We start from the raw sequence: 19587 nt of genomic DNA, 5'->3' as shown, positions 1-19587 counted from the left end.
GGAGGGCTCCTACCGGGGGATTCCGGCTATACGTCGAGCTGGTCGGCGACCGCTCTCAGCAGGCCCGCGATCTTGCTGCCGGAGGCCTTGTCGGGGTAACGGCCCCTCTCCAGCATCGGCGTGATGTTTTCGAGAAGGGTCGTCAGATCCTGGACGATGGAGGCCAGTTCGTCCGGCTTACGGCGCTGCGCGACCGCCACGGAGGGCGTCGGGTCCAGGAGGACCACCGAAAGCGCCTGGTCACCGCGCTGGCCGGCGACCACACCGAACTCCACGCGCTGGCCGGGCTTGAGGACTTCGACTCCGGCGGGCAGGACCGAGGAATGAACGAAGACGTCGCCGCCGTCGTCGCGGGAGAGAAAGCCGAAGCCCTTCTCACTGTTGAACCACTTGACCTTGCCGGTGGGCACGTCTGTCCTCGTCCTCGTACTCGTCGGGAAACTGCTCTGAAAACTGCTGGGTAGTGCTTTGCAACTGCTCGGCTCGTTCGCGGCAACTGCTCGGAAACAGCTCTGGATAGCACTACAGCGGGTCGTCGGACCCGCCGCTACCAAGGCTAGTGGCAGGGCGGCTGCTGACAAGACGTCGCCGGATTGTTCCTTGCCGCTGGGAACTACCCTGGTCGGGTGCGTGACAAAACCCAAGCGAATTCCGCGGAACCCGGTGACCGGCTGATCCGTGCCGGTGCCATCGTGTTCTTCCTCGGCGCCGTGGCCACTCTGGTCACCGTGGCCCCGCTGTTGCTCGATACGGCGCCTTTCCCGACGTACATGTTCGGGTTGAGCATGCTCATGGGCGTCGGCTTCCTGATGGCCGGAGCGGGGGTGTTCCAGTCGCTCGCCGCGGGACGCCGTCAGGCCCGCGAGGGCGCCTCGCGGTGACCCCGGCAGGCCGGTAGCGGCGCCTGGCGGGCACTCCCGTCAGGCCCGAGGCGGTGCCTCGCGGTAACCGGCGGGCCGGTAGCGGGCCTCGCGGTAAGTCACGCCCTCAGCGGCGCCTCGCAGAACCCCGTCAGCCATGCCGGGAACTCCGTCAGGTCGGCGAGCACCACGTCTGCGCCCGCCGCGTGCAGTTCCGCGGCGTCGCACGGGCCGGTGGCCACCGCGACGGAGTACGCGTCCGCGGTGTGCGCGCCGCGTACGTCGCCGGTGTGGTCGCCGACGTACACGCTCGCGCCGTGCTCACGCAGCGCCTGCGCCTTCTGCTCCGCCCACAGGTTGCCGACGACCGCGTCCGCGTCGATCCCCAGGTGCTTCAGGTGCAGCTTCGCGTTGGGCTCCCACTTCGCGGTGACGACGATCGCGCGCCCGCCCGCCGCCTGCACCGCCGCTACGGCCTCGCGGGCGCCGGGCATGGCGGGCGTGGCCGCGATCGCGTATGTGGGGTACATCTCACGGTAGATGTCCGCCGCCGCGGCCACCTCGTCCGCGGGGAACCAGTTGGCGAGCTCCTCCTCCAGCGGCGGCCCGAGCCGCGTGATGGCCAGGTCGCAGTCGATGTACGTCCCCGTGCGCGCCGAGAACGCCTGGTAGCACGCGTGGATCCCGGGCCGGGAGTCGATCAGCGTCATGTCGAGGTCGAAGCCGACGGTGAGGGGGGTGCGGGGGCGCGATGTCATGTGCGTCATTGTGCCCAGGGGGTGGGGGGTGGGGTTTTCGCCCCCTCCGAGGCCGTCCAGGCCGAAGTGGGGGCCTGGGGCGGCAGCCCCCAGAAAGGGGACGGGGAGGGGCGGAGGGGGCGAAAAACACCACCCGTCACCGCCGTCGCTGCGACCGCCAGACCACATACAAGGCCGACCCCACCGCCGCCCCCCGCACGACCCACGGCCAGGTCTGCGTGATCGCCTCGTTCAGGTGCCCCTCGGGGATCGGCGCGCCCCAGCGGCCGTTCATGCGCCCCCACAACCAGACGATGCCGGCCGTGGCCGCCAGGCCGGGCAGGACGAGGACGGCGCCCTTCACCTCGGCGGGGGTCAGTCGGCGGGAGGCGTAGGCGATGACCCAGCCGAGGACGAGGGCGAACCAGTTGCCGAGGACGGCGCCCGCGACGAGGAGGGCGGCGGCCAGCAGCAGGAGCGGGTTGCTCCACGCGCCGAGGCGCGGGAGGCGGAGGAGACGGCGCCGCCGGGCCTCGACCACAGGCTCGTCCACGACGTCCGCGGCAGCGGCCTTGCCCTGCGCCTCAGGTACCGCGCCCCCGACCGTCTCGGGTGGCGGCGGCTTCAGTATTTCGGGGATCTCCACGCCGCCCACGAACCCCGGCACACTCTCCCCGGGACCGAACAGGCTGCTGTCCACCCGCCACCAGTCCGGCTGGGTGGCGCTGTCGCCCAGCTCGTCCGCGCTCGCGAGATGCGGCGGGGACGGCGCGTCCTCGACGGGGTCCGGTTCCGCGGGGCGCGGCTTCGGGACGACGCGGCGCAGGCCCTTGGGACGGGGCTGCGGGGCGTCGGCCTGCCGTTGGGTGGGCACGGCGGCCCAGGTTCCCGTCCCGCCGGCCGCCTCTCCCGGGGTGCCCGCGCCCGCGGCGTCGACGATCGCGTCGGGGGTGCCGAGGCGGTCGAGGATCCTGCGGACGGCGGCGGGGCTGTCGCCGGTCGTTCTCGCCCTGCGCCGGTCGATCTCGTTGCGCAGTTCCGACACGAGCCGCATGCGCGTCGCGGACGGCACCTGGCGCTGCTGGGCCAGGTCTCCGACCCGGCTCAGGTAGTCGTAGACCAGCTGGTCGCTCTCAATCCCCACGAAGTCCCCTCCGGGGCGCACGCGTTGCACAGTCCGTGCATAGTCCGTGGTCACGACGGTACCGGGTTTTCCGCACCCGCCGCTCCCGGGATTCCGGCGCTTCCGGCGCTTCCGGCGCTTCCGGCGTACCCGGAGCAGGCCCGGAGCAAAGGCCGGAGCAGGCCCGGAGCAAAGGCCGGAGCAGGACCGGACCAAGGCTGGAGCAGGACCGGACCAAAGGCCGGAGCAGGACCGGAAGCGAGACCGGGGAAGGTCCCGCACGGAACCCGGCCCGTAGCCCCAGGACCGAGCCCGGGGTCAAGGAGGCCAGGGAGGTCAGGGGCACAGGAGCCGAAACCCGCTACCGTTGGCCGGATGAGCACCGAGGAGCACCCCACGCGCCCAGGCGGCACGGACCCCGCCCCCGCGGGGAACGCTCCGCGTTCGCTGGCGGAAGCCCTCCGCACCCGCGACGACGCCTCGCTGGCCGCGCTCCTCCGTGCCCGCCCGGACCTGATCACCCCCGTCCCCACGGACCTGACGCAGCTGGCCACCCGGGCAGGCACGCGCGCGTCGGTCGTGCGCGCCCTGGAGCGCCTGGACCGGTTCGCCCTGCAGACGGCCGAGGCCCTGGCCGTGGCGTCGGAACCGGCGGCGTACGAGGAGCTGCTGGCCTTGCTGGCGGGCGACGACCGCGATCCGACGGTCACCGGGGCGTTCCCGCGCGCCCTGGGCACGCTCCGCGAGCAGGCTCTCGTCTGGGGACCCGACGACCGTCTGCGTCTCGTGCGCACGGCCCGTGAGCTGCTCGCGCCGTCCCCGCAGCACCCGTCCCCGACGGGCCTGGGGCCGACGGTCGCGGAGGCCACGGCGGGCATGTCGCCGGGGCGGGTCCAGGAGATCGTGACCGCGGCCGGGCTGCCGAGCACCCATGACTCCGTATCGGCCAGGGCGGCGCTGACCGGCCTGTTCACGGACCGCGCCAGGATGTCGGCGCTCCTCGACAGCGCCCCGGCCGAGTCCGTGGACGTGCTGTCCCGGCTGGTGTGGGGGCCGCCGTACGGGCAGGTGACCGCCGATCCGGCACGCCATCTGCGCTGGCTGATCGACCGGGGGCTGCTGCTGCCGACGGCGCCCGGCACGGTCGTACTGCCCAGGGAGGTGGCCCTGCACCTGCGGGCGGGCCGCGCGCACCGGGAGACGGAGCCGGTGGCACCGCCCGTCCAGTCCGCGGCCGCGGCGACGCACCGTCCACAGCTTGTGGACAGCACCGCGGCGGGCCAGGCGTACACGGCGCTCGCCACCGTCGAGGAGCTGCTGAAGGACTGGCACGAGGGCGGTCCGGCCGTGCTGCGCGCGGGCGGGCTGAGTGTGCGTGATCTGAAGCGGACGGCGGTGGCGCTGGACGTGTCGGAGCCGGTGGCCGCGTTCTGGGTCGAACTCGCCTACGCGGCGGGCCTGCTGGCGTCGGACGGTGCGGCCGAGGAGCGGTACGCGGCGACACCCGCGTACGACGAGTGGGTGGAACTGCCTTCCGCCGAGCGCTGGGTGCGGCTCGCCTCGGCGTGGCTGACGTCGACCCGTGCGCCGGGCCTGGTCGGCGGGCGGGACGCGAAGGACCGTACGTTGTCGGCGCTCGGCCCGGGTCTGGACCGCTCGGCGGCCTCCGAGGTCCGCCACCGCGTCCTCAGCCTCCTGGCCGCCCTCCCCGAAGGTGCCTCCCCCGCCGCGGCCTCCGTCCTCGCGCGCCTCCAGTGGGAACGCCCGCTGCGGAGCCCGCAGTCGACGGACGACCTGCGTACCCGGCTCGCCCGCTGGACCCTGTCCGAGGCGGAGTCGCTGGGCGTGACGGGCCGGGGTGCGCTGTCGGCGCAGGGGCGGGCGCTGCTCGGTCTGCCGTCGGCGGCCGGTCATGACGCCGGTACCGCAACCAACCGCAACGCCGGTTCCGCGGGCGGCCACGACGCCGGTTCCGCGGCTGGCCACAACGCCGGTACCGGAACCGGCCATGACGCCGTCGCCGCGGCCGGTCCCGGCGACAAGCTCCCCGTCCACAGGCGCGCCCACCCCGCCCCCGAGTTCCCCCGCTCCCCCGCCGAGCAGGCCGCCGCCGCTGAGCGGGCGGCCCGGCTCCTCGCCCCGCTCCTGCCCGAGCCGCTGGACCACGTCCTCCTCCAGGCGGACCTGACGGCGGTCGCGCCGGGCCCGCTGCAACGCCCGCTCAGCGACACGCTCGGCGTCCTCGCGGACGTCGAGTCGAAGGGCGGGGCGACGGTCTACCGCTTCACGCCGGGGTCGGTACGGCGGGCGCTGGACGCCGGCCGGTCGGCGTCGGACCTGCACGCGTTCCTCGCCGCGCACTCGCGCACGCCCGTCCCGCAGCCGCTCACGTATCTGATCGACGACGTGGCGCGCAGGCACGGTCATCTGCGGATCGGCTCGGCGTCGGCGTACGTGCGGTGCGACGACGACTCGATGCTGAACGAGATCCTCGCCGACAAGCGGTCGCAGGTGCTGCGTCTGAGGCGCCTCGCGCCGACCGTGCTCGCCGCGCAGGCCGATCCGGGGGCGCTCCTCGAAGGGCTGCGCGCGATGGGCTTCGCGCCCGCCGCCGAGTCCGCCGAGGGTGACGTCCTGATCACCCGCGCGCACGCCCACCGCACCCCGCCGCGCTCGGCCCCCGCGCCCGTCCCGGACGGCCCGCCGGTCCCCGACGCCACCCTGCTCGGCGCCGCCGTCCGTGCCATCCGTGCCGGCGACCTGGCGTCCACGACGCCCCGCAAGCCCGCCTCGGACAGCGGGCCCGGCAGCGGCGGCCTCCCGCGCACCAGCCCCGCCGAGACCCTCGCCACCGTGCAGGCCGCCGTGATGACCGGCGAGGCCCTCTGGATCGGCTACGTCAACGCGGAGGGCACCGCCACCCAGCGGGTCATCGCCCCGATCCGTGTCGAGGGCGGTTTCGTGACGGCGTACGACCACACGGCGGACGAAGTCCGGACGTACCCCCTGCACCGCGTCACGGGAGTCGCGGAACTGGCCGAGGGACAGGCCTGAGCGACCGGCGGGCGTCCGCCGACCGCGGATGGTGACGGCGGGCACGGGGAGCGGCTTGGGTACTCCGGCCAGGTGTCCGCTGAAGGTCCGGTCCGTTCGGGTGCGAGCGGCCCCGGCCGCGCCGGCCTCCTGACACCGTCACGGGCGTCACCGCCCGTCGGTCTCGGCGGCCTCGGCGGGGTCGGCGGGCGGGCTCAGCAGAGGGTCGATCCCCGCCCTGAGGTACGTGAGCAGCGTGCTGTCCGACACGGAGGCCAGCGCCGGGGTGCGGATGGCCTTACGCATCAGGGTGATGCCGAGCAGCCAGGACGAGAGCAACTCGGCCCGCAGCGCGGCATCAGGGCCGTCGAGGCGCCGGGCGAAGCACTCCGAGAAGATTTCGGTGATCTCGTCGCGGAGCTGCCCGACGGCCTCCTCCCGGCTGGAGGAGCGGAGCACCGACAGCACCGGATGCGGGACCTCGTCCTCGCTGGGCGCGTTGAGGACGAAGTCACAGATCCATGCCGGCACGTCTTCGAGCGGTAGGCAGCGCAGCGGTTCGAACAGGGCGGTGTTCGTCGTCACCGCTTTGAACAGTGCTTCTTTTGAGCCGAAGTAGCGGTAGACCAGGGCCGCGTCCACTCCGGCCTCCTTGGCGATGTCCCGGACGCTGGTGCCGTCGTAGCCGTACTTCCCGAAACGCGAGATGGCGGCGTCCATCAGAGCCGCGCGCGTACCCGCCGCGTCGTACTTGCGGGCTTGCCCGGAACAGATTTCGCCCTGGTCCGATGTGCCTGGTCTGTTCACTGCCGTACCTCCGCCTTGGTCATGCCACCCATGCTGTCGCCCAGCTTCACCCATGTCCAAAAGTCATCGAACGTTGTCACCAATCGTTGACTCACGCCTGGGGCAACCATATTTTTTGATCAACGGGCAGTGATCTTGGGCCCTCCGTTCGCACAGCCACTGCCGAGAGCACTCCGGGAAAGGCCGGTACATCGGCTCACGCGCCAGGCGCCCGCCCCCGAACCCAGCAGAAGTGGTGATCTTCCTTGCCTGATCGACGCATCGCCGTCATTGGAACCGGATACGTCGGACTGACCACCGGAGCCTGCCTGGCCTCGCTCGGCCACCGGGTGGTGTGCGCGGACTCCGACCCCCACAAGATCGAACGTCTTCGGCGAGCGGAGGTCGACATCCTGGAACCCGGCCTGCCGGAACTCGTCAGGCAGGGACTGGACTCGGGCCGCCTGGAGTTCGTCCAGGACACGCCGGGCGCCGTCAAGGCCGCCGATGTGGTGTTCCTCTGCCTGCCGACCCCGATGGGAGTCGGCGGCGGCGCGGATCTGGCCGCCGTCGAGGCCGTCGCGGAGGAGATCCGCACGGTCCTGCCGTACGAAGCCGTCGTGACCAACAAGTCCACGGTGCCGGTGGGCACGGCCGAGCGCGTCGCGGCGCTGCTCGGGCGTCCTGACGTGACCGTGGTGAGCAACCCGGAGTTCCTCCGCGAGGGGCACGCGGTGCGGGACTTCCTCAACCCCGACCGCATCGTGGTCGGCGCCGCCGACCGGGCCGCCGCGCAGCGCGTGGCAGACCTGTACGCCGAACTCGACGCCCCGCTGGTGCTCACGGACACGGCCGGCGCGGAACTCACCAAGTACGCGGCGAACTTCTTCCTGGCCATGAAGCTGTCTTTCGCGAACAACCTGGCCACGCTGTGCGAACGCCTCGGCGCGGACGTCGACGACGTCATCTCCGGCATCGGCCACGACCCGCGCATAGGCGGCGCGTTCCTCAGTCCGGGACCGGGATGGGGCGGCTCCTGCCTCCCGAAGGACACCCACGCGCTGCTGACCGCCTGCGAGGAGTCCGGCGTGGACTTCCCGCTGTTGCGGGCCACCATCGAGACCAACGTGGAGCACCAGCGCCGGCTCGTCGAGCGCGTGGTCGACGGGTGCTCGACGCAGGACGGCTCGCTGCACGGCGTACGGCTGGCACTGCTCGGCCTTTCCTTCAAGGCCGGCACCTCCGACCTGCGCGACTCGCCCGCCCTTGCTGTCGCCCGCCTGCTCAGGGAGCGTGGCGCCGAGCTCTACGCCTACGACCCCGCCCTCAGCGAGAGCCGCCCCGACCTCAGCGATCTGCTCACCATCGTGGACACCCCGGAGAAGGCCGTCGAGCACGCCCGTGCCTGCGTCGTCCTCACCGAGTGGCCTCAATTCCGTGACCTCGACTGGGAAACGGTCGCCGGACTGCTGGAGAGTCCGGTCGTCTACGACTTCCGCAACCTCCTCGACCCGACGCTGCTCCACCGCGCCGGACTGTCCTGGGAGGGCATCGGCCGCTCGTTCGCGATGGCTGGCTGACCGCGGACCGGCGTCCCCCTCGCGACAAGACCCCCCACAAAAGAAAGGCCCATTCGTGCGTGTATTGATCACCACCCTCGGCAGCCCCTCGCACGGACGTGCGCAACTGCCCCTCGCCCGGGCGCTCGCCGCCGCCGGCCATGAGGTTCTGGTGGCCACCAGCCCGGACCTCACCGCGGTCTTCGAACACGACGACGTCCGGGTGACGAGCCCCATCAGCGACTCCATACCGGTCTACCACGCGGCGAACGCCCTGAAGGAACTGGGTGACCACCCGGAACTCGATGCCGAACAGCAGAGCGCGTTGAGGATGCGCGCCATGTCGCAGGCCCTGTCCGGTCCGGTGGCGAGGGAGCTCCTGGACATTTTGCTTCCCTTGGCACGGGACTTCCGCCCCGATCTCATCCTCCGCGACGGCATGGACATGGGCAGTGTCGTGATCGCCGAACTGCTGGGTATCCCGCAGCTGCCCACCCCGTCCGGGACCAGCAACACCATCGACCCGGCCGACATGCTGCGAGGCCTCAACATCGTCCGGGAGGAGTACGGGCTCCCCGCCCACGAGGACCCGCTGTCCATCGTCCCGCAGGGGCGCGTCGACTATGTGCCGCCGGCCTTCTCCTTCGCCAAGCATCTGCCGGCATCGTGGGCGTACCGGCAGACGGTGACCGTGGACCGCCGCTCCGTCCTGCCGCCGTGGATCGCGGAACTGCCCACTGACCGCCCCCTCATGTTCGCCGCCATCGGTACCGCGCTCCCCCTGGTGCGCAAGAAGGCGCAAGGCGAGGAGTCCGCGGGCCTGCCCTCCTGGGTGCCGGACCCGGTCGACACCCTGCGGACGATCATCGAGGCGGCGTCACTGCTGGACGAATACACGGTCGTCGTGGCGACCTCGGGCGTTCCGGCGGACACCGACGGCCTGCCGCCGCATGTCCACATCACCGAACAGCTGCCGCAGCCGCTCCTGCTGGAATCCGTCGACCTCTTTCTGACACACGGCGGTTTCAACAGCATCCGGGAGTCACTGCGCACGGCGACGCCGCTGGCTGTGCTGCCGCAGTTCGGCGATCAGCACTCCAACGCGCGGCGCGTCCAGGAACTCGGCATCGGTCTGGAGGTCGCCGACCCCACACCGGACGGCATCGCGACGGTCTGCCGTGACGTGCTGGCCGACGCCGCTATCGGCGCGAACGCCCGCCGGGCACGTCTGGCGATGCTGACGCTGCCGGAGATCGAGAGCGCCGTCGCCGACCTGGAGAAGCTCGCCGGATAGGCCGCGCCACGGAGCCCGGTCCCGTGACCGCGCGGCAGGCCCGCCCGGCCGCGCGGTCACGGAAGGCGGAGTCACGGGCCCCGCCTCCCGCCCCAGTCCCCGCTCCACTCCCCGCCCCACTCCTCGCCCCAGTCCCCGCCCCACTCCCCGCCCCACTCCCCGCTCCACTCCTCGCCCGTATCCGAAGCACGCCGTTGCGGCAAAGAAGGTTCCTATGACGTCCTCACCCCGCACGGCCGACACGGCGGACGGCCCACGAGGTGAACCGGAGGCAACCGCCCGACTGACACATCGTCAAGTCGTCAGCGTCCTTTCCGGGCTCATGCTCGGGATGTTCCTCGCGGCACTGGACCAGACGGTGGTCTCGACCGCGCTGCGCACCATCGCCGACGACCTCCACGGACTCACCGCCCAGGCCTGGGTGACGACCGCCTACCTCGTCGCCGGCACCATAGCCACCCCGCTGTACGGGAAGCTCTCCGACATCTACGGCCGTCGACCGGTCTACCTGAGCGCCATCGTCCTGTTCGCCGTGGGATCCCTGCTGTGCGGATTCGCCACCTCCATCTACGAACTCGCGGCCTTCCGCGCGGTACAGGGCCTCGGCGGCGGCGGGTTGATGTCCCTCGCCATGACGATCATCGCCGACATCACCTCGCCGCGTGAACGTGGCCGCTACCAGGGTTACATCACGGCGGTCTTCGCCGGTTCCAGCGTCACCGGACCGCTGGTGGGCGGGGTGTTCGCGGAGCGCGCCACCCTGCTCGGTCTCGACGGCTGGCGCTGGATCTTCCTGGTCAACGTGCCGTTGGCAGCCCTGGCCGTCGTCGCGATCCTGCGTGTACTGCACCTGCCGCACCAGCCCGTACGGCACCGGCTGGACTACGGCGGGGCGGCGGCGCTGGCGGTCGGCATCGTCCCGCTGCTCGTCATCGCCGAGCAGGGACGAAGCTGGGGCTGGGCCTCTTCTCGCGCGCTGGCCCTGTACGCCGTGGGGCTGACCGGCCTCGTGGTCTTCGTCCTGGTGGAACGCCGGATGGCCGACGCCGCCCTGCTGCCGTTGCGGCTGTTCCGCATCAAGGCGTTCCGCCTGGGCAGCGTCCTGCACTTCGTTGTCGGCATCGGGATGTTCGGCGCCATGACGATGCTTCCGCTGTATCTCCAGCTCGCCCGGGGGATGAGCCCCATCCGCGCCGGCCTCGCCACGCTGCCCACCGTGGTGGCCAACGTGACGGTGACCCTGGTGGTCGGCCGGCTGATGTCCCGTACGGGAAAGTTCAAGGTCCACCTGGTGGCGGGCGTCGGCTCCCTCACCGTCGCCATGGTGGTGTTCGCGACGCTGCGGGTGGACAGTCCGCTGTGGCACGTCTCCATCGGCATGCTGTTCATGGGGGCCGGCCTCGGCGCGGCGATGCAGACGATCACCACACTCGCCCAGTCCGAAGTACCGCGCCAGGACATGGGTGCGGCGACCGCGTCGGTGAACTTCTTCCGTTCCAACGGTGGCACGGTGGGCGCCGCCGCCTTCCTCTCCATCTTCTTCTCCCTGGCCGGCACACGGATCGGCGAGCGGCTGACCAGCGCCTTGCAGGAGCCGTCGTTCCGCCGGCTGGCCGAAGAGCCGGCGAACGCCGACGCGCTGGCGGGCGTCCTGCGGGCCGACGGCAGTGTGAACCTGGAGGACTCGGCCTTCCTGCGCACCCTCGATCCGCGGGTGGCGATGCCCTTCCTGGAGGGCTACGTCAGCGCCCTCCAGGTCGTCTTCCTCACCGGCGCCGCCGTGACCCTGATCGCCTTCGTGATCGCCGCCTGGCGCGTACCGGACACGAAACTCTCCGCCGACTAGACAAGTCATTCGGGACGTCTTCGGAACGACTCGCACACCTGGTGGTCGCCTGGCTTGCGAGCCCCGGCGACCACCAGGTCCGATCGACGACCAGGTGTGGTGATGGACAAGCCTGGGCAACTGCCGCCCATGATCGTCCGCCGGTGATGCACACTGGACGTTTGGCCAAGCACCCGCGCATGGGTGCCGCCACGCAGAAAGGCACGGGCGTGAACGGACCTCTCATCGTCCAATCTGACAAAACACTCCTGCTCGAAGTCGACCACGAGAACGCCGACGCCTGCCGTCGGGCCATCGCGCCGTTCGCCGAGCTGGAGCGGGCGCCCGAGCACATCCACACCTACCGGGTGACGCCGCTCGGGCTGTGGAACGCGCGGGCGGCCGGGCACGACGCCGAGCAGGTCGTGGACGCGCTCGTCGAGTTCAGCCGCTATCCCGTGCCGCACGCACTGCTGGTGGACATCGCGGAGACGATGGACCGCTACGGACGGCTCACCCTCAGCAAGCACCCCGCCCACGGTCTGGTCCTCACCACCACAGACCGGCCGATCCTGGAGGAGATCCTGCGGTCCAAGCGGGTCGCGCCGCTGGTCGGCAACCGGATCGACCCGGACACGGTCGCCGTGCACCCCTCCGAGCGCGGGCAGATCAAGCAGACGCTGCTGAAGCTGGGCTGGCCGGCCGAGGACCTCGCCGGGTACGTCGACGGTGAGGCGCACGCGATCGAGCTGGACGAGACGGGGTGGGCACTGCGCCCCTACCAGCGACAGGCCGTGGAGAACTTCTGGCACGGCGGCAGCGGTGTCGTCGTACTGCCCTGCGGCGCCGGCAAGACCCTCGTCGGCGCCGGGGCGATGGCGGAGGCCAAGGCCACCACCCTCATCCTCGTCACGAACACCGTCTCCGCCCGGCAGTGGAAGCACGAGCTGGTGAAGCGGACATCGCTGACCGAGGAGGAGATCGGCGAGTACAGCGGTACGCGCAAGGAGATCCGGCCCGTCACCATCGCGACGTACCAGGTGCTGACGACGAAGCGGAAGGGTGTCTACCCGCACCTGGAGCTCTTCGACTCGCGCGACTGGGGGCTCATCCTCTACGACGAGGTGCATCTGCTGCCGGCGCCCGTCTTCAAGTTCACCGCCGACCTCCAGGCACGCCGTCGGCTCGGTCTGACGGCGACCCTGGTGCGCGAGGACGGCCGTGAGTCGGACGTGTTCTCGCTCATCGGGCCGAAGCGGTTCGACGCGCCGTGGAAGGAGATCGAGGCGCAGGGGTACATCGCGCCCGCCGACTGCGTCGAGGTCCGCGTCAACCTCACCGAGACCGAGCGGCTCGCCTACGCGACCGCCGAGACCGAGGAGAAGTACCGCTTCTGTGCGACGACCGCGACCAAGCGGAAGGTGACGGAGGCGCTGGTACGGCGGTTCGCGGGGCAGCAGATCCTGGTGATCGGTCAGTACATCGACCAACTCGACGAGCTGGGCGAGCACTTGAACGCGCCGGTCATCAAAGGCGAGACGAGCAACGCGCAGCGCGAGAAGCTGTTCGGCGCCTTCCGCGAGGGCGAGATCTCCGTACTCGTGGTGTCGAAGGTGGCGAACTTCTCCATCGACCTGCCCGAGGCGACCGTCGCCATCCAGGTCTCGGGGACCTTCGGTTCCCGGCAGGAGGAGGCCCAGCGGCTGGGGCGCGTGCTGCGACCCAAGGCCGACGGTCACCAGGCGCACTTCTACTCCGTCGTCGCCCGCGACACCATCGACCAGGACTTCGCCGCCCATCGGCAGCGGTTCCTGGCGGAGCAGGGGTACGCCTACCGGATCATGGACGCCGATGAGTTGCTGGCGGCGGACAAGGACGGCTGAGACGCCAGGACGGCCAGTCCGAGCAGAGGGTAGGGAGAGGCCAACAGCTGCTGCCACCAGGGGAGTTGCAGGTCCAGCTCGCCCTGGTGCGGGACCAGCCAGAGGGTGCGGGCCGTGAAGACGACCGCCACCGCCGCTGCCAGGTGGAGGCGGCGTTCGGCGTAGAGGACGGCGATCAGCGGTACGCACCACACCCAGTGGTGCGACCAGCTGATGGGGCAGACGAGGAGGGCCGTGGTGGCGGTGAGCAGGATGCCCCAGCGGTCCTGGGGTGCGCGGCGGGCGAGCCAGAGGCCCGCGCAGCCGACAACCACGGCAGGCAGCAGCCAGGCGAGACCCGGCGACGGCTCCCCCAGCGCGCGGGCGACCAGCCCCTGAAGCGACTGGTTGTCGACGATCCACGCCTTGCCGACGCGGCCGGTCTCGTAGAGCCGCCGGGTCCAGAAGTCGGCGCTGGCGGCGGGGAGTACGAGCGCGCCGAGCAGTAGGGTCCCGGCGAAGGCCGCCCCGGCTGTGGCCGCCTCCCTTCGCCGTCCCCTGAGCAGCAGGTACGCGATGAAGAGGGCCGGGGTCAGTTTCACTCCGGCGGCGATGCCGAGCGCGATTCCCTTGCCACGGGCGCCGGTCGGCCGTGTGAGGTCCCAGAGGATCAGCACGGCGAGCGCGAGGTTGATCTGGCCGAACAGGACGGTCTGGAAGACGGGTTCGAGCCAGAGGGCGAGGGCGGTGGCGGCGCAGACGGCGGGGGTCTTGGCCGGTAGGTCCGCGAGGCGGCAGGAGAGCCTGACCAGGGCGGCCAGCAGGGCCACGTTCCCGGCGACGAAGGCCACCTTGAGGGCGGCGAGCGGGAGCCAGGTCATCGGTACGAAGAGGAGCGCCGCGAAGGGCGGATACGTCGCGGGCAGCCGCCACTCGGTGACGGTGAACCCGTAGAGATCCGTGCCGTTCGCCACGGCCGCGCCTTCGGCCCGGTAGACCAGTACGTCGGCCATGGGGGCGCGGGTGAGGACGCACAGCGCGGAGAAGGCTGCGAGGGAGAGGAGGAGCAGGGCGCGCGCGGAGACGACTTCGGTGGGTGAGGTGTCGATCACGTTCCGTTGAAGCACGGAGTGACCTTAGTGTCCGGGCAGTTCGGCCCGGCGTACGGCTCACCGCCACGGGTTGGTCATACGGCTCAGCGCCGCGGGTTGCTCGTACAGCTCAGCGCCGCGCGTTGCTCATACGGCTCACCGTCGCCGTACGCCTGCCTCCTCTCCGTACTCGCCGAGGAGGACCACGCTGAGGGCGGCGCCCGCGAACACCTTGACGGCGCGCAGGGCGTCGCCGATGCGGTGGCGGCGGTGGGTGCCGGAGGCGGCGGTGGCGCCGCCGGGGTGGGCAGGGGGGCCTGGGGTGAAGGTAGCTGCGCTCATGTATCCATGGTGGAACTCGCGGCCCCGGATGGCGTCGGCCTCCCGACCGAACCTCGGCGGCCCAGTCGTACGCCTGTGGGCCGCCCCTCGTACGCCTCACGACGGACGCCGACCCCTAGGGCTTTTGCGGGGGCACCCCTGAGGCCGCGGAAAAGGCGTACCGCTGAGGCCGCCGAAAAGCCGTACCGCTGAGGCCGCCGAAAAGCCGTACCGCTGAGGCCGCGGAAAAGGCGTACCGCTGAGGCCGCCGAAAAAGGGTTGGCCCCGGCCTCCCTCCCTCGCCTAGAATCTCCGCTCTTGCCCGCCTCCCAGCACGGAGCGCCGCCGTCCGGACGGAAACCGGACGGCATCCAGGAATCACCCCCACCGCAGGTCTCCCGGAGGCACCCCCTTGTCCAGCCCGTCCGACGACCCTTACGACCCTCAGGACCCCCTCTCCCGCGAGCGCAGCCACCTCGGCGAGTCCCGTGCCGCCCTGCGCGCGATGCGCGAGGACGTGGAGAACCTCGACATCAAGGACGTCACCGCGAACTGGGTGAACGCGGCCGTCCTCCAGCACCAGATCGACGAGCGCATCAAAGCCCTCGCCGACCTCAGCCACACCCCGCTGTTCTTCGGCCGGCTCGACTACCTGCACGCTCCCGGCGCCGACCGGGCGGAGGGCGCGGAGGGCGAGCGCTTCTACATCGGGCGACGGCACGTCCACGACGCCGACGGCGATCCGATGGTCATCGACTGGCGCGCCCCCGTGTCGCAGCCGTTCTACCGGGCCTCGAAGAAGCAGCCGATGGATGTCGCGCTGCGCCGCCGGTTCGGTTACACGGGCGGCGACCTCACCGCGTACGAGGACGAGCACCTCTCCGACCCGTCCGAGGCGGCGACCACCAGCAAGCTGCTCCAGCAGGAGATCGAGCGCCCGCGCGTGGGCCCGATGCGCGACATCGTGGCGACGATCCAGCCGGAGCAGGACGAGATCGTACGGTCGGGGCTCTCCGGCTCCGTCTGCGTGCAGGGTGGTCCCGGCACCGGCAAGACGGCCGTCGGCCTGCACCGCGTGGCGTATCTGCTGTACGCCCATCGCGAGCGGCTCGCCCGCACCGGCACCCTCGTCATCGGGCCGAACAGCTCCTTCCTGCACTACATCGAGCAAGTGCTACCCGCGCTCGGCGAGTTGGAGGTCAAGCAAGCAACGGTCGACGACCTCGTCGCGCATGTGGAGATCCGCGGCACGGACGGTGCCACCGCCGCTGTCATCAAGGGCGACGCCCGGATGGCCGAGGTCCTGCGCAGGGCCGTCCGTGCGCACGTGACGTTGCCGACCGAGCCGGTGATGGTCGTCCGCGGCTCACGGCGCTGGCGCGTCCCCGCGTACGAACTGGAGGAGATCGTCCGGGAGTTGCTCGACCGCGACATCCGGTACGGCGCCGCCCGCGACGCTCTTCCGCAGCGGATCGCGCATGCCGTGCTCGTCCAGATGGAGCGCGCGGGCGAGGCTCCGGACGACCGGGTGCAGGACGCCGTCGCCCGTAACCCCGCCGTGAAGGCCGCGGTCAAGGCGATCTGGCCGCCCGTCGACCCCGCCAAGCTCATCCTCCGGCTCCTCTCCGACGCGGACTTCCTCGCCGTACACGCGGCGGGGATCCTCGACGAGGACGAGCAGAAGGAGATCCTCTGGCAGAAGCCGGCGCGGTCCGTGAAGGCCGCCAAGTGGGCCCTGGCGGATGCCGTGTTGATCGACGAGGTGACCGACCTGGTGCAGCGGACGCACTCACTCGGGCATGTCGTCCTCGACGAGGCGCAGGACCTGTCGCCGATGCAGTACCGGGCGGTGGGGCGGCGCTGCACCACCGGTTCGGCGACCGTGCTCGGCGATCTCGCGCAGGGCACGACGCCCTGGGCGACGCGGAGTTGGGCCGAGGCGCTCGGCCATCTCGGCAAGGGGGAGGCGGTGGTGGAGGAGCTGACGGCGGGTTTCCGTGTCCCCACGGACGTCATCACCTACGCGTCCCGGCTGCTGCCTCACATCGCGCCGGGGCTGACGCCGGTGGCTTCGGTGCGGGAGAACCCGGGCTTCTTCGATGTGCGTACGACGTCCGGTGACTCCGAAGTCATCGCGGCCTGCGGGGAGTTGCTCCGGCACGAGGGCTCGATCGGTCTGATCGCCGCCGATGCCCGCATCCCCGTACTCGCCGAGGCGCTGACGGCGGCCGGCCTCACCAGCCTCGGCCCGGGCGAGGAGACGACCGCCGACACCCGCCTCACCCTCGTACCCGCCTCGCTCGCCAAGGGCCTCGAGTACGACTACGTGGTCCTGGACGAGCCGCAGGCGGTGGTCGACGGCGAACCCGACGAACGCACCGGTCTGCGCCGCCTGTACGTGGCCCTGACCCGAGCGGTGTCGGGCCTGATCGTGACGCATGCGGCGCCGCTGCCGGCCCAGCTCACGTAAGGGATTTGAGGAGCGCGTCCAGGAGGCCGGGAAACCGGGCGTCGAGTTCGTCGCGCCGCAGCTGTACGTAACGGTTGCGGCCGACGGCCCGCGTCGAGGTGATCCCGGCCTCACGCATGATCCGCATGTGGTGCGAGACGGTCGACTTGTGCAGATGCCCGATGCCGAGCGCGTCGGGCGCGCAACTGAACTGCTCGCCTGCCGAGTACACCTTCAGCAGCGACAGCCGCACCGGGTCGCCGAGCGCGTGCAGCACCTTGACCAGCTCGATGTCGTCCGCGTCGGGCTGCGGCAGCCACTCGCCTTCCTCGCCCATGCCTGGGCCTCCCTCCTCATACCGTTTGACAATCATCCAACAGTCTCTATTGTTTGACCAACGTCAAACCGTCATTGAATCATTCACGGACCACTGGGGGACCCCGTGCGCCTACGCCTGCTCCTGCTCGCCCTCGGCACCTTCGCCGTCGGAACGGACGGCATGGTGATGGCAGGCATCCTGCCGCTCATCGCCCGCGATCTGGACGTCTCCATCTCGGTCGCCGGACAGGCGGTGACCGTCTTCGCCCTGGCCTACGCGGTACTCGCACCCGTTCTCGCCACGGCGACCGCCCGCTGGCCGCGCCGCCGCACCCTGCTCATCGCGCTCATCGTCTTCACGCTCGCCAACTGCCTCACGGCACTGGCCCCTTCGTACGGCACCCTGCTCGCCACCCGGGTGCTCGCCGCGGCCGGAGCCGCCCTCTACACCCCCACCGCGAACGCGGTGGCGACCGGGCTCGTGCCGCCGGAGCGGCGTGGCCGGGCCATCGCCGTGGTGATGGGCGGGCTGACCGTCGCCACCGCGCTCGGGGTGCCGCTGGGCACCTGGATCGGCCGCAGTGACTGGCGGCTGACGATGTGGCTGGTGACCGGCCTCGGGGTGGCCGCGTTCGGCGGCCTCGCCCTCCTGCTGCGCGAACTCCCTCAGCCGGCCGCCGCGTTGACCCTGCGGGACCGGTTGGCTCCGCTCGCCAACACTCGCGTACTGGGCGCGGCGCTGACCACCTTCCTGGTCTTCCTCGCCTTCCAGACCTCGTACATCTACTACACCGTGGGCACGCACGCGGCGACCGGCGGCGACCAGGACCGGCTGACGCTCCTGCTCCTGGTCTCCGGGATCGCCTCGGTCGGCGGCTCCTCGATCGGCGGACGGCTGGTGGACAAGTGGGGGCCGCGCGTCGTGATCCTCACGAGCAGCACGGCGTACGTCGTCCTCGCCGCCGCCGCGCCCTGGACCCTGCGCACCATGCCGACGGCGCTCGTCGCCTCCGCGCTGACCCCGCTGGTCGGCTGGGGGATCGCGGTCGCCCTGATCACCCGCCTGGCCTCCCTCGACCCGCCCAACGCGCCCGTCCTGGTCTCCCTGAACAGCAGCGCGCTCTACCTGGGCATGGCGGCGGCGGGCGGCACCGGCAGTCTGGCGATCACACTGTTCGGCGACCGCTGGTTCCTGCTGGTGGGAGCGGGCCTGATGGCAGTGGCTACGGCGGTGGCCGCGGTCACGACGCGGGAGCCGACGCGTGACCTCCGGCGCCTGGCACCGGAGGCCACCAACAGCCCTGCCCGCTCGACCACTTGACGCTCTGCGGTCCTAAGCGTCCAGGACCTGCCGCCACTGCCGTACCGCCTCCGCCGAGACCGGCCCGGTCCAGCCGCCGGGACGGGCGGCGCCGCCGATGTGGAAGGCGTCGACGCCCGCGGCAAGCAGCCGCGGCACGTGGTCCAGGCGCAGGCCGCCGCCCACCATGATCTGCGGTTCGTAGCCGGGCTCACCGCTGCGGGCGGCCTCGGCGAGGAGGGTGGGCATGCCCTCGTCGACCCCGGCGGGGGAACCGGCGGTCAGGTAGGCGTCGAGGCCCGGCAGCTCCGCGAGCGGCTTGCGCAGGGCGTCGCGGTCGGCGGCGCGGTCGATCGCGCGGTGGAAGGTCCAGCGGCAGCCGTCCAGCTCGGCGACGATCCGCTCCACGGCGGCCAGATCGAGGCCGCCGTGCTCGTCGAGGAAACCGAGCACGAACTCTTCGGCCCCCGCACTGCGCAGCTCGCCCGCGGCGCGTACGAGCGCGTCGAGATCTCCCGCCGCGAAACCGTCCGAGCGCCTCAGCATCACGCGCAGCGAGATGTCGACCGCGGCACGGATCCCGACGAAAGTCTCCACGGGCGGGGTGAGCCCGTCCGCGGCCATGTCCGTGACCAGCTCAAGGCGGTCCGCGCCTCCGGCCTCAGCGGCGACCGCGTCCTCCACACCGAGGGCGATCACCTCCAGGAGTGCACGCTTGCGCTTGCTCATCGGACCTCTTCCCTTGGAGCGGCTACAGGTCTAGTCCAATCCAAGCGTACGCGAGATCCTTCAACCCCGGCCGGAGATCTTTCAGCCCGTACGGGGCTGGAGACCTTCCAGCCCGTCCGGCGTTTGAGGACGAGGCCGTCCAGGCCGAAGCGGGGGCCTGGGGGCGGCAGCCCCCAGAAACGGGACGGGCAGGGGCGGAGGGGGCGAACAAACCCCCCCCCCCCCCCCCCCGCCCCCCCCCCAAGACCCCCAGCCCCCCCACCACCCCCCCCCCCCAAACCCCCCCCCCCCCCGGGCCCC

16 protein-coding genes are annotated in these 19587 nt (G+C 71.5%); 8 read left to right on the top strand and 8 right to left on the bottom strand.

Going from position 1 to position 19587, the window contains the following annotated elements; translation table 11 throughout:
• Positions 1–26 precede the first annotated feature (26 nt).
• Positions 27–410, bottom strand: coding sequence for a cold-shock protein (locus ACFYPC_RS35780; RefSeq protein ID WP_365432565.1), 384 nt, complete (start codon positions 408–410; stop codon positions 27–29).
• Positions 411–626: 216 nt separating this feature from the next.
• Between ACFYPC_RS35780 and ACFYPC_RS35775 the strand changes: the two genes are divergently transcribed.
• A complete protein-coding gene (locus tag ACFYPC_RS35775) occupies positions 627–881 on the top strand; it encodes a hypothetical protein (protein ID WP_391891511.1) in 255 nt (84 codons plus the stop codon).
• A 98-nt stretch (positions 882–979) separates the two neighbouring features.
• Here the strand turns inward: ACFYPC_RS35775 and ACFYPC_RS35770 are convergent, their stop codons facing one another.
• Both ACFYPC_RS35770 and ACFYPC_RS35765 read right to left on the bottom strand, forming a co-directional pair.
• Entirely contained in the window at positions 980–1627 is a 648-nt protein-coding gene (locus ACFYPC_RS35770) for an HAD family hydrolase (protein ID WP_391891510.1), read from the bottom strand.
• 127 nt (positions 1628–1754) lie between these two features.
• Positions 1755–2741: a hypothetical protein gene (locus ACFYPC_RS35765; RefSeq protein ID WP_391891509.1), complete on the bottom strand. Its 987-nt coding sequence runs from the start codon at positions 2739–2741 to the stop codon at positions 1755–1757.
• Positions 2742–3095: 354 nt separating this feature from the next.
• Here ACFYPC_RS35765 and ACFYPC_RS35760 point away from each other — a divergent pair, with 354 nt between their 5' ends.
• Positions 3096–5774, top strand: a complete 2679-nt coding sequence (locus tag ACFYPC_RS35760) for a helicase-associated domain-containing protein (protein ID WP_391891508.1) — start codon at positions 3096–3098, stop codon at positions 5772–5774.
• A 147-nt stretch (positions 5775–5921) separates the two neighbouring features.
• On the opposite strand, the gene ACFYPC_RS35755 is transcribed toward ACFYPC_RS35760, so the two are convergent.
• Positions 5922–6560: a TetR/AcrR family transcriptional regulator gene (locus ACFYPC_RS35755; protein WP_391891507.1), complete on the bottom strand. Its 639-nt coding sequence runs from the start codon at positions 6558–6560 to the stop codon at positions 5922–5924.
• A 245-nt stretch (positions 6561–6805) separates the two neighbouring features.
• Here ACFYPC_RS35755 and ACFYPC_RS35750 point away from each other — a divergent pair, with 245 nt between their 5' ends.
• The 4 genes from ACFYPC_RS35750 (at position 6806) to ACFYPC_RS35735 (ending at position 13100) form a co-directional block, all read left to right on the top strand.
• Positions 6806–8119, top strand: coding sequence for a UDP-glucose dehydrogenase family protein (locus tag ACFYPC_RS35750; RefSeq protein ID WP_391891506.1), 1314 nt, complete (start codon positions 6806–6808; stop codon positions 8117–8119).
• A gap of 55 nt (positions 8120–8174) precedes the next feature.
• Positions 8175–9392, top strand: coding sequence for a glycosyltransferase (locus tag ACFYPC_RS35745; RefSeq protein WP_391891505.1), 1218 nt, complete (start codon positions 8175–8177; stop codon positions 9390–9392).
• Positions 9393–9606: 214 nt separating this feature from the next.
• On the top strand, positions 9607–11238 hold the full coding sequence (locus ACFYPC_RS35740) for an MDR family MFS transporter (protein WP_391891504.1): 1632 nt from the start codon (positions 9607–9609) through the stop codon (positions 11236–11238).
• 209 nt (positions 11239–11447) lie between these two features.
• Entirely contained in the window at positions 11448–13100 is a 1653-nt protein-coding gene (locus tag ACFYPC_RS35735) for a DNA repair helicase XPB (protein ID WP_391891545.1), read from the top strand.
• On the opposite strand, the gene ACFYPC_RS35730 is transcribed toward ACFYPC_RS35735, so the two are convergent.
• Positions 13049–14149 (bottom strand): glycosyltransferase 87 family protein, encoded by a 1101-nt coding sequence (locus ACFYPC_RS35730; RefSeq protein ID WP_391891544.1) that lies wholly within the window; start codon positions 14147–14149, stop codon positions 13049–13051. The two genes, ACFYPC_RS35735 and ACFYPC_RS35730, sit on opposite strands and share 52 nt — an antisense overlap.
• A 177-nt stretch (positions 14150–14326) precedes the next feature.
• Positions 14327–14512 (bottom strand): hypothetical protein, encoded by a 186-nt coding sequence (locus ACFYPC_RS35725; protein ID WP_391891503.1) that lies wholly within the window; start codon positions 14510–14512, stop codon positions 14327–14329.
• A 391-nt stretch (positions 14513–14903) separates the two neighbouring features.
• Between ACFYPC_RS35725 and ACFYPC_RS35720 the strand changes: the two genes are divergently transcribed.
• Positions 14904–16961 (top strand): HelD family protein, encoded by a 2058-nt coding sequence (locus tag ACFYPC_RS35720; RefSeq protein WP_391891502.1) that lies wholly within the window; start codon positions 14904–14906, stop codon positions 16959–16961.
• On the opposite strand, the gene ACFYPC_RS35715 is transcribed toward ACFYPC_RS35720, so the two are convergent.
• Positions 16954–17277 (bottom strand): ArsR/SmtB family transcription factor, encoded by a 324-nt coding sequence (locus ACFYPC_RS35715; protein ID WP_391891501.1) that lies wholly within the window; start codon positions 17275–17277, stop codon positions 16954–16956. The genes ACFYPC_RS35720 and ACFYPC_RS35715 overlap by 8 nt on opposite strands.
• A 105-nt stretch (positions 17278–17382) precedes the next feature.
• Between ACFYPC_RS35715 and ACFYPC_RS35710 the strand changes: the two genes are divergently transcribed.
• A complete protein-coding gene (locus tag ACFYPC_RS35710) occupies positions 17383–18579 on the top strand; it encodes an MFS transporter (RefSeq protein WP_391891500.1) in 1197 nt (398 codons plus the stop codon).
• Between the two features lie 12 nt (positions 18580–18591).
• Here ACFYPC_RS35710 and ACFYPC_RS35705 read toward each other — a convergent pair whose 3' ends face one another.
• Positions 18592–19287, bottom strand: a complete 696-nt coding sequence (locus ACFYPC_RS35705) for a copper homeostasis protein CutC (RefSeq protein ID WP_391891499.1) — start codon at positions 19285–19287, stop codon at positions 18592–18594.
• Positions 19288–19587 lie beyond the last annotated feature (300 nt).

Origin of the sequence: Streptomyces sp. NPDC005808, assembly GCF_042871385.1 — a bacterium.
GTDB lineage: Bacteria > Actinomycetota > Actinomycetes > Streptomycetales > Streptomycetaceae > Streptomyces.
This window is presented reverse-complemented; position numbering and strand designations above follow the sequence as displayed.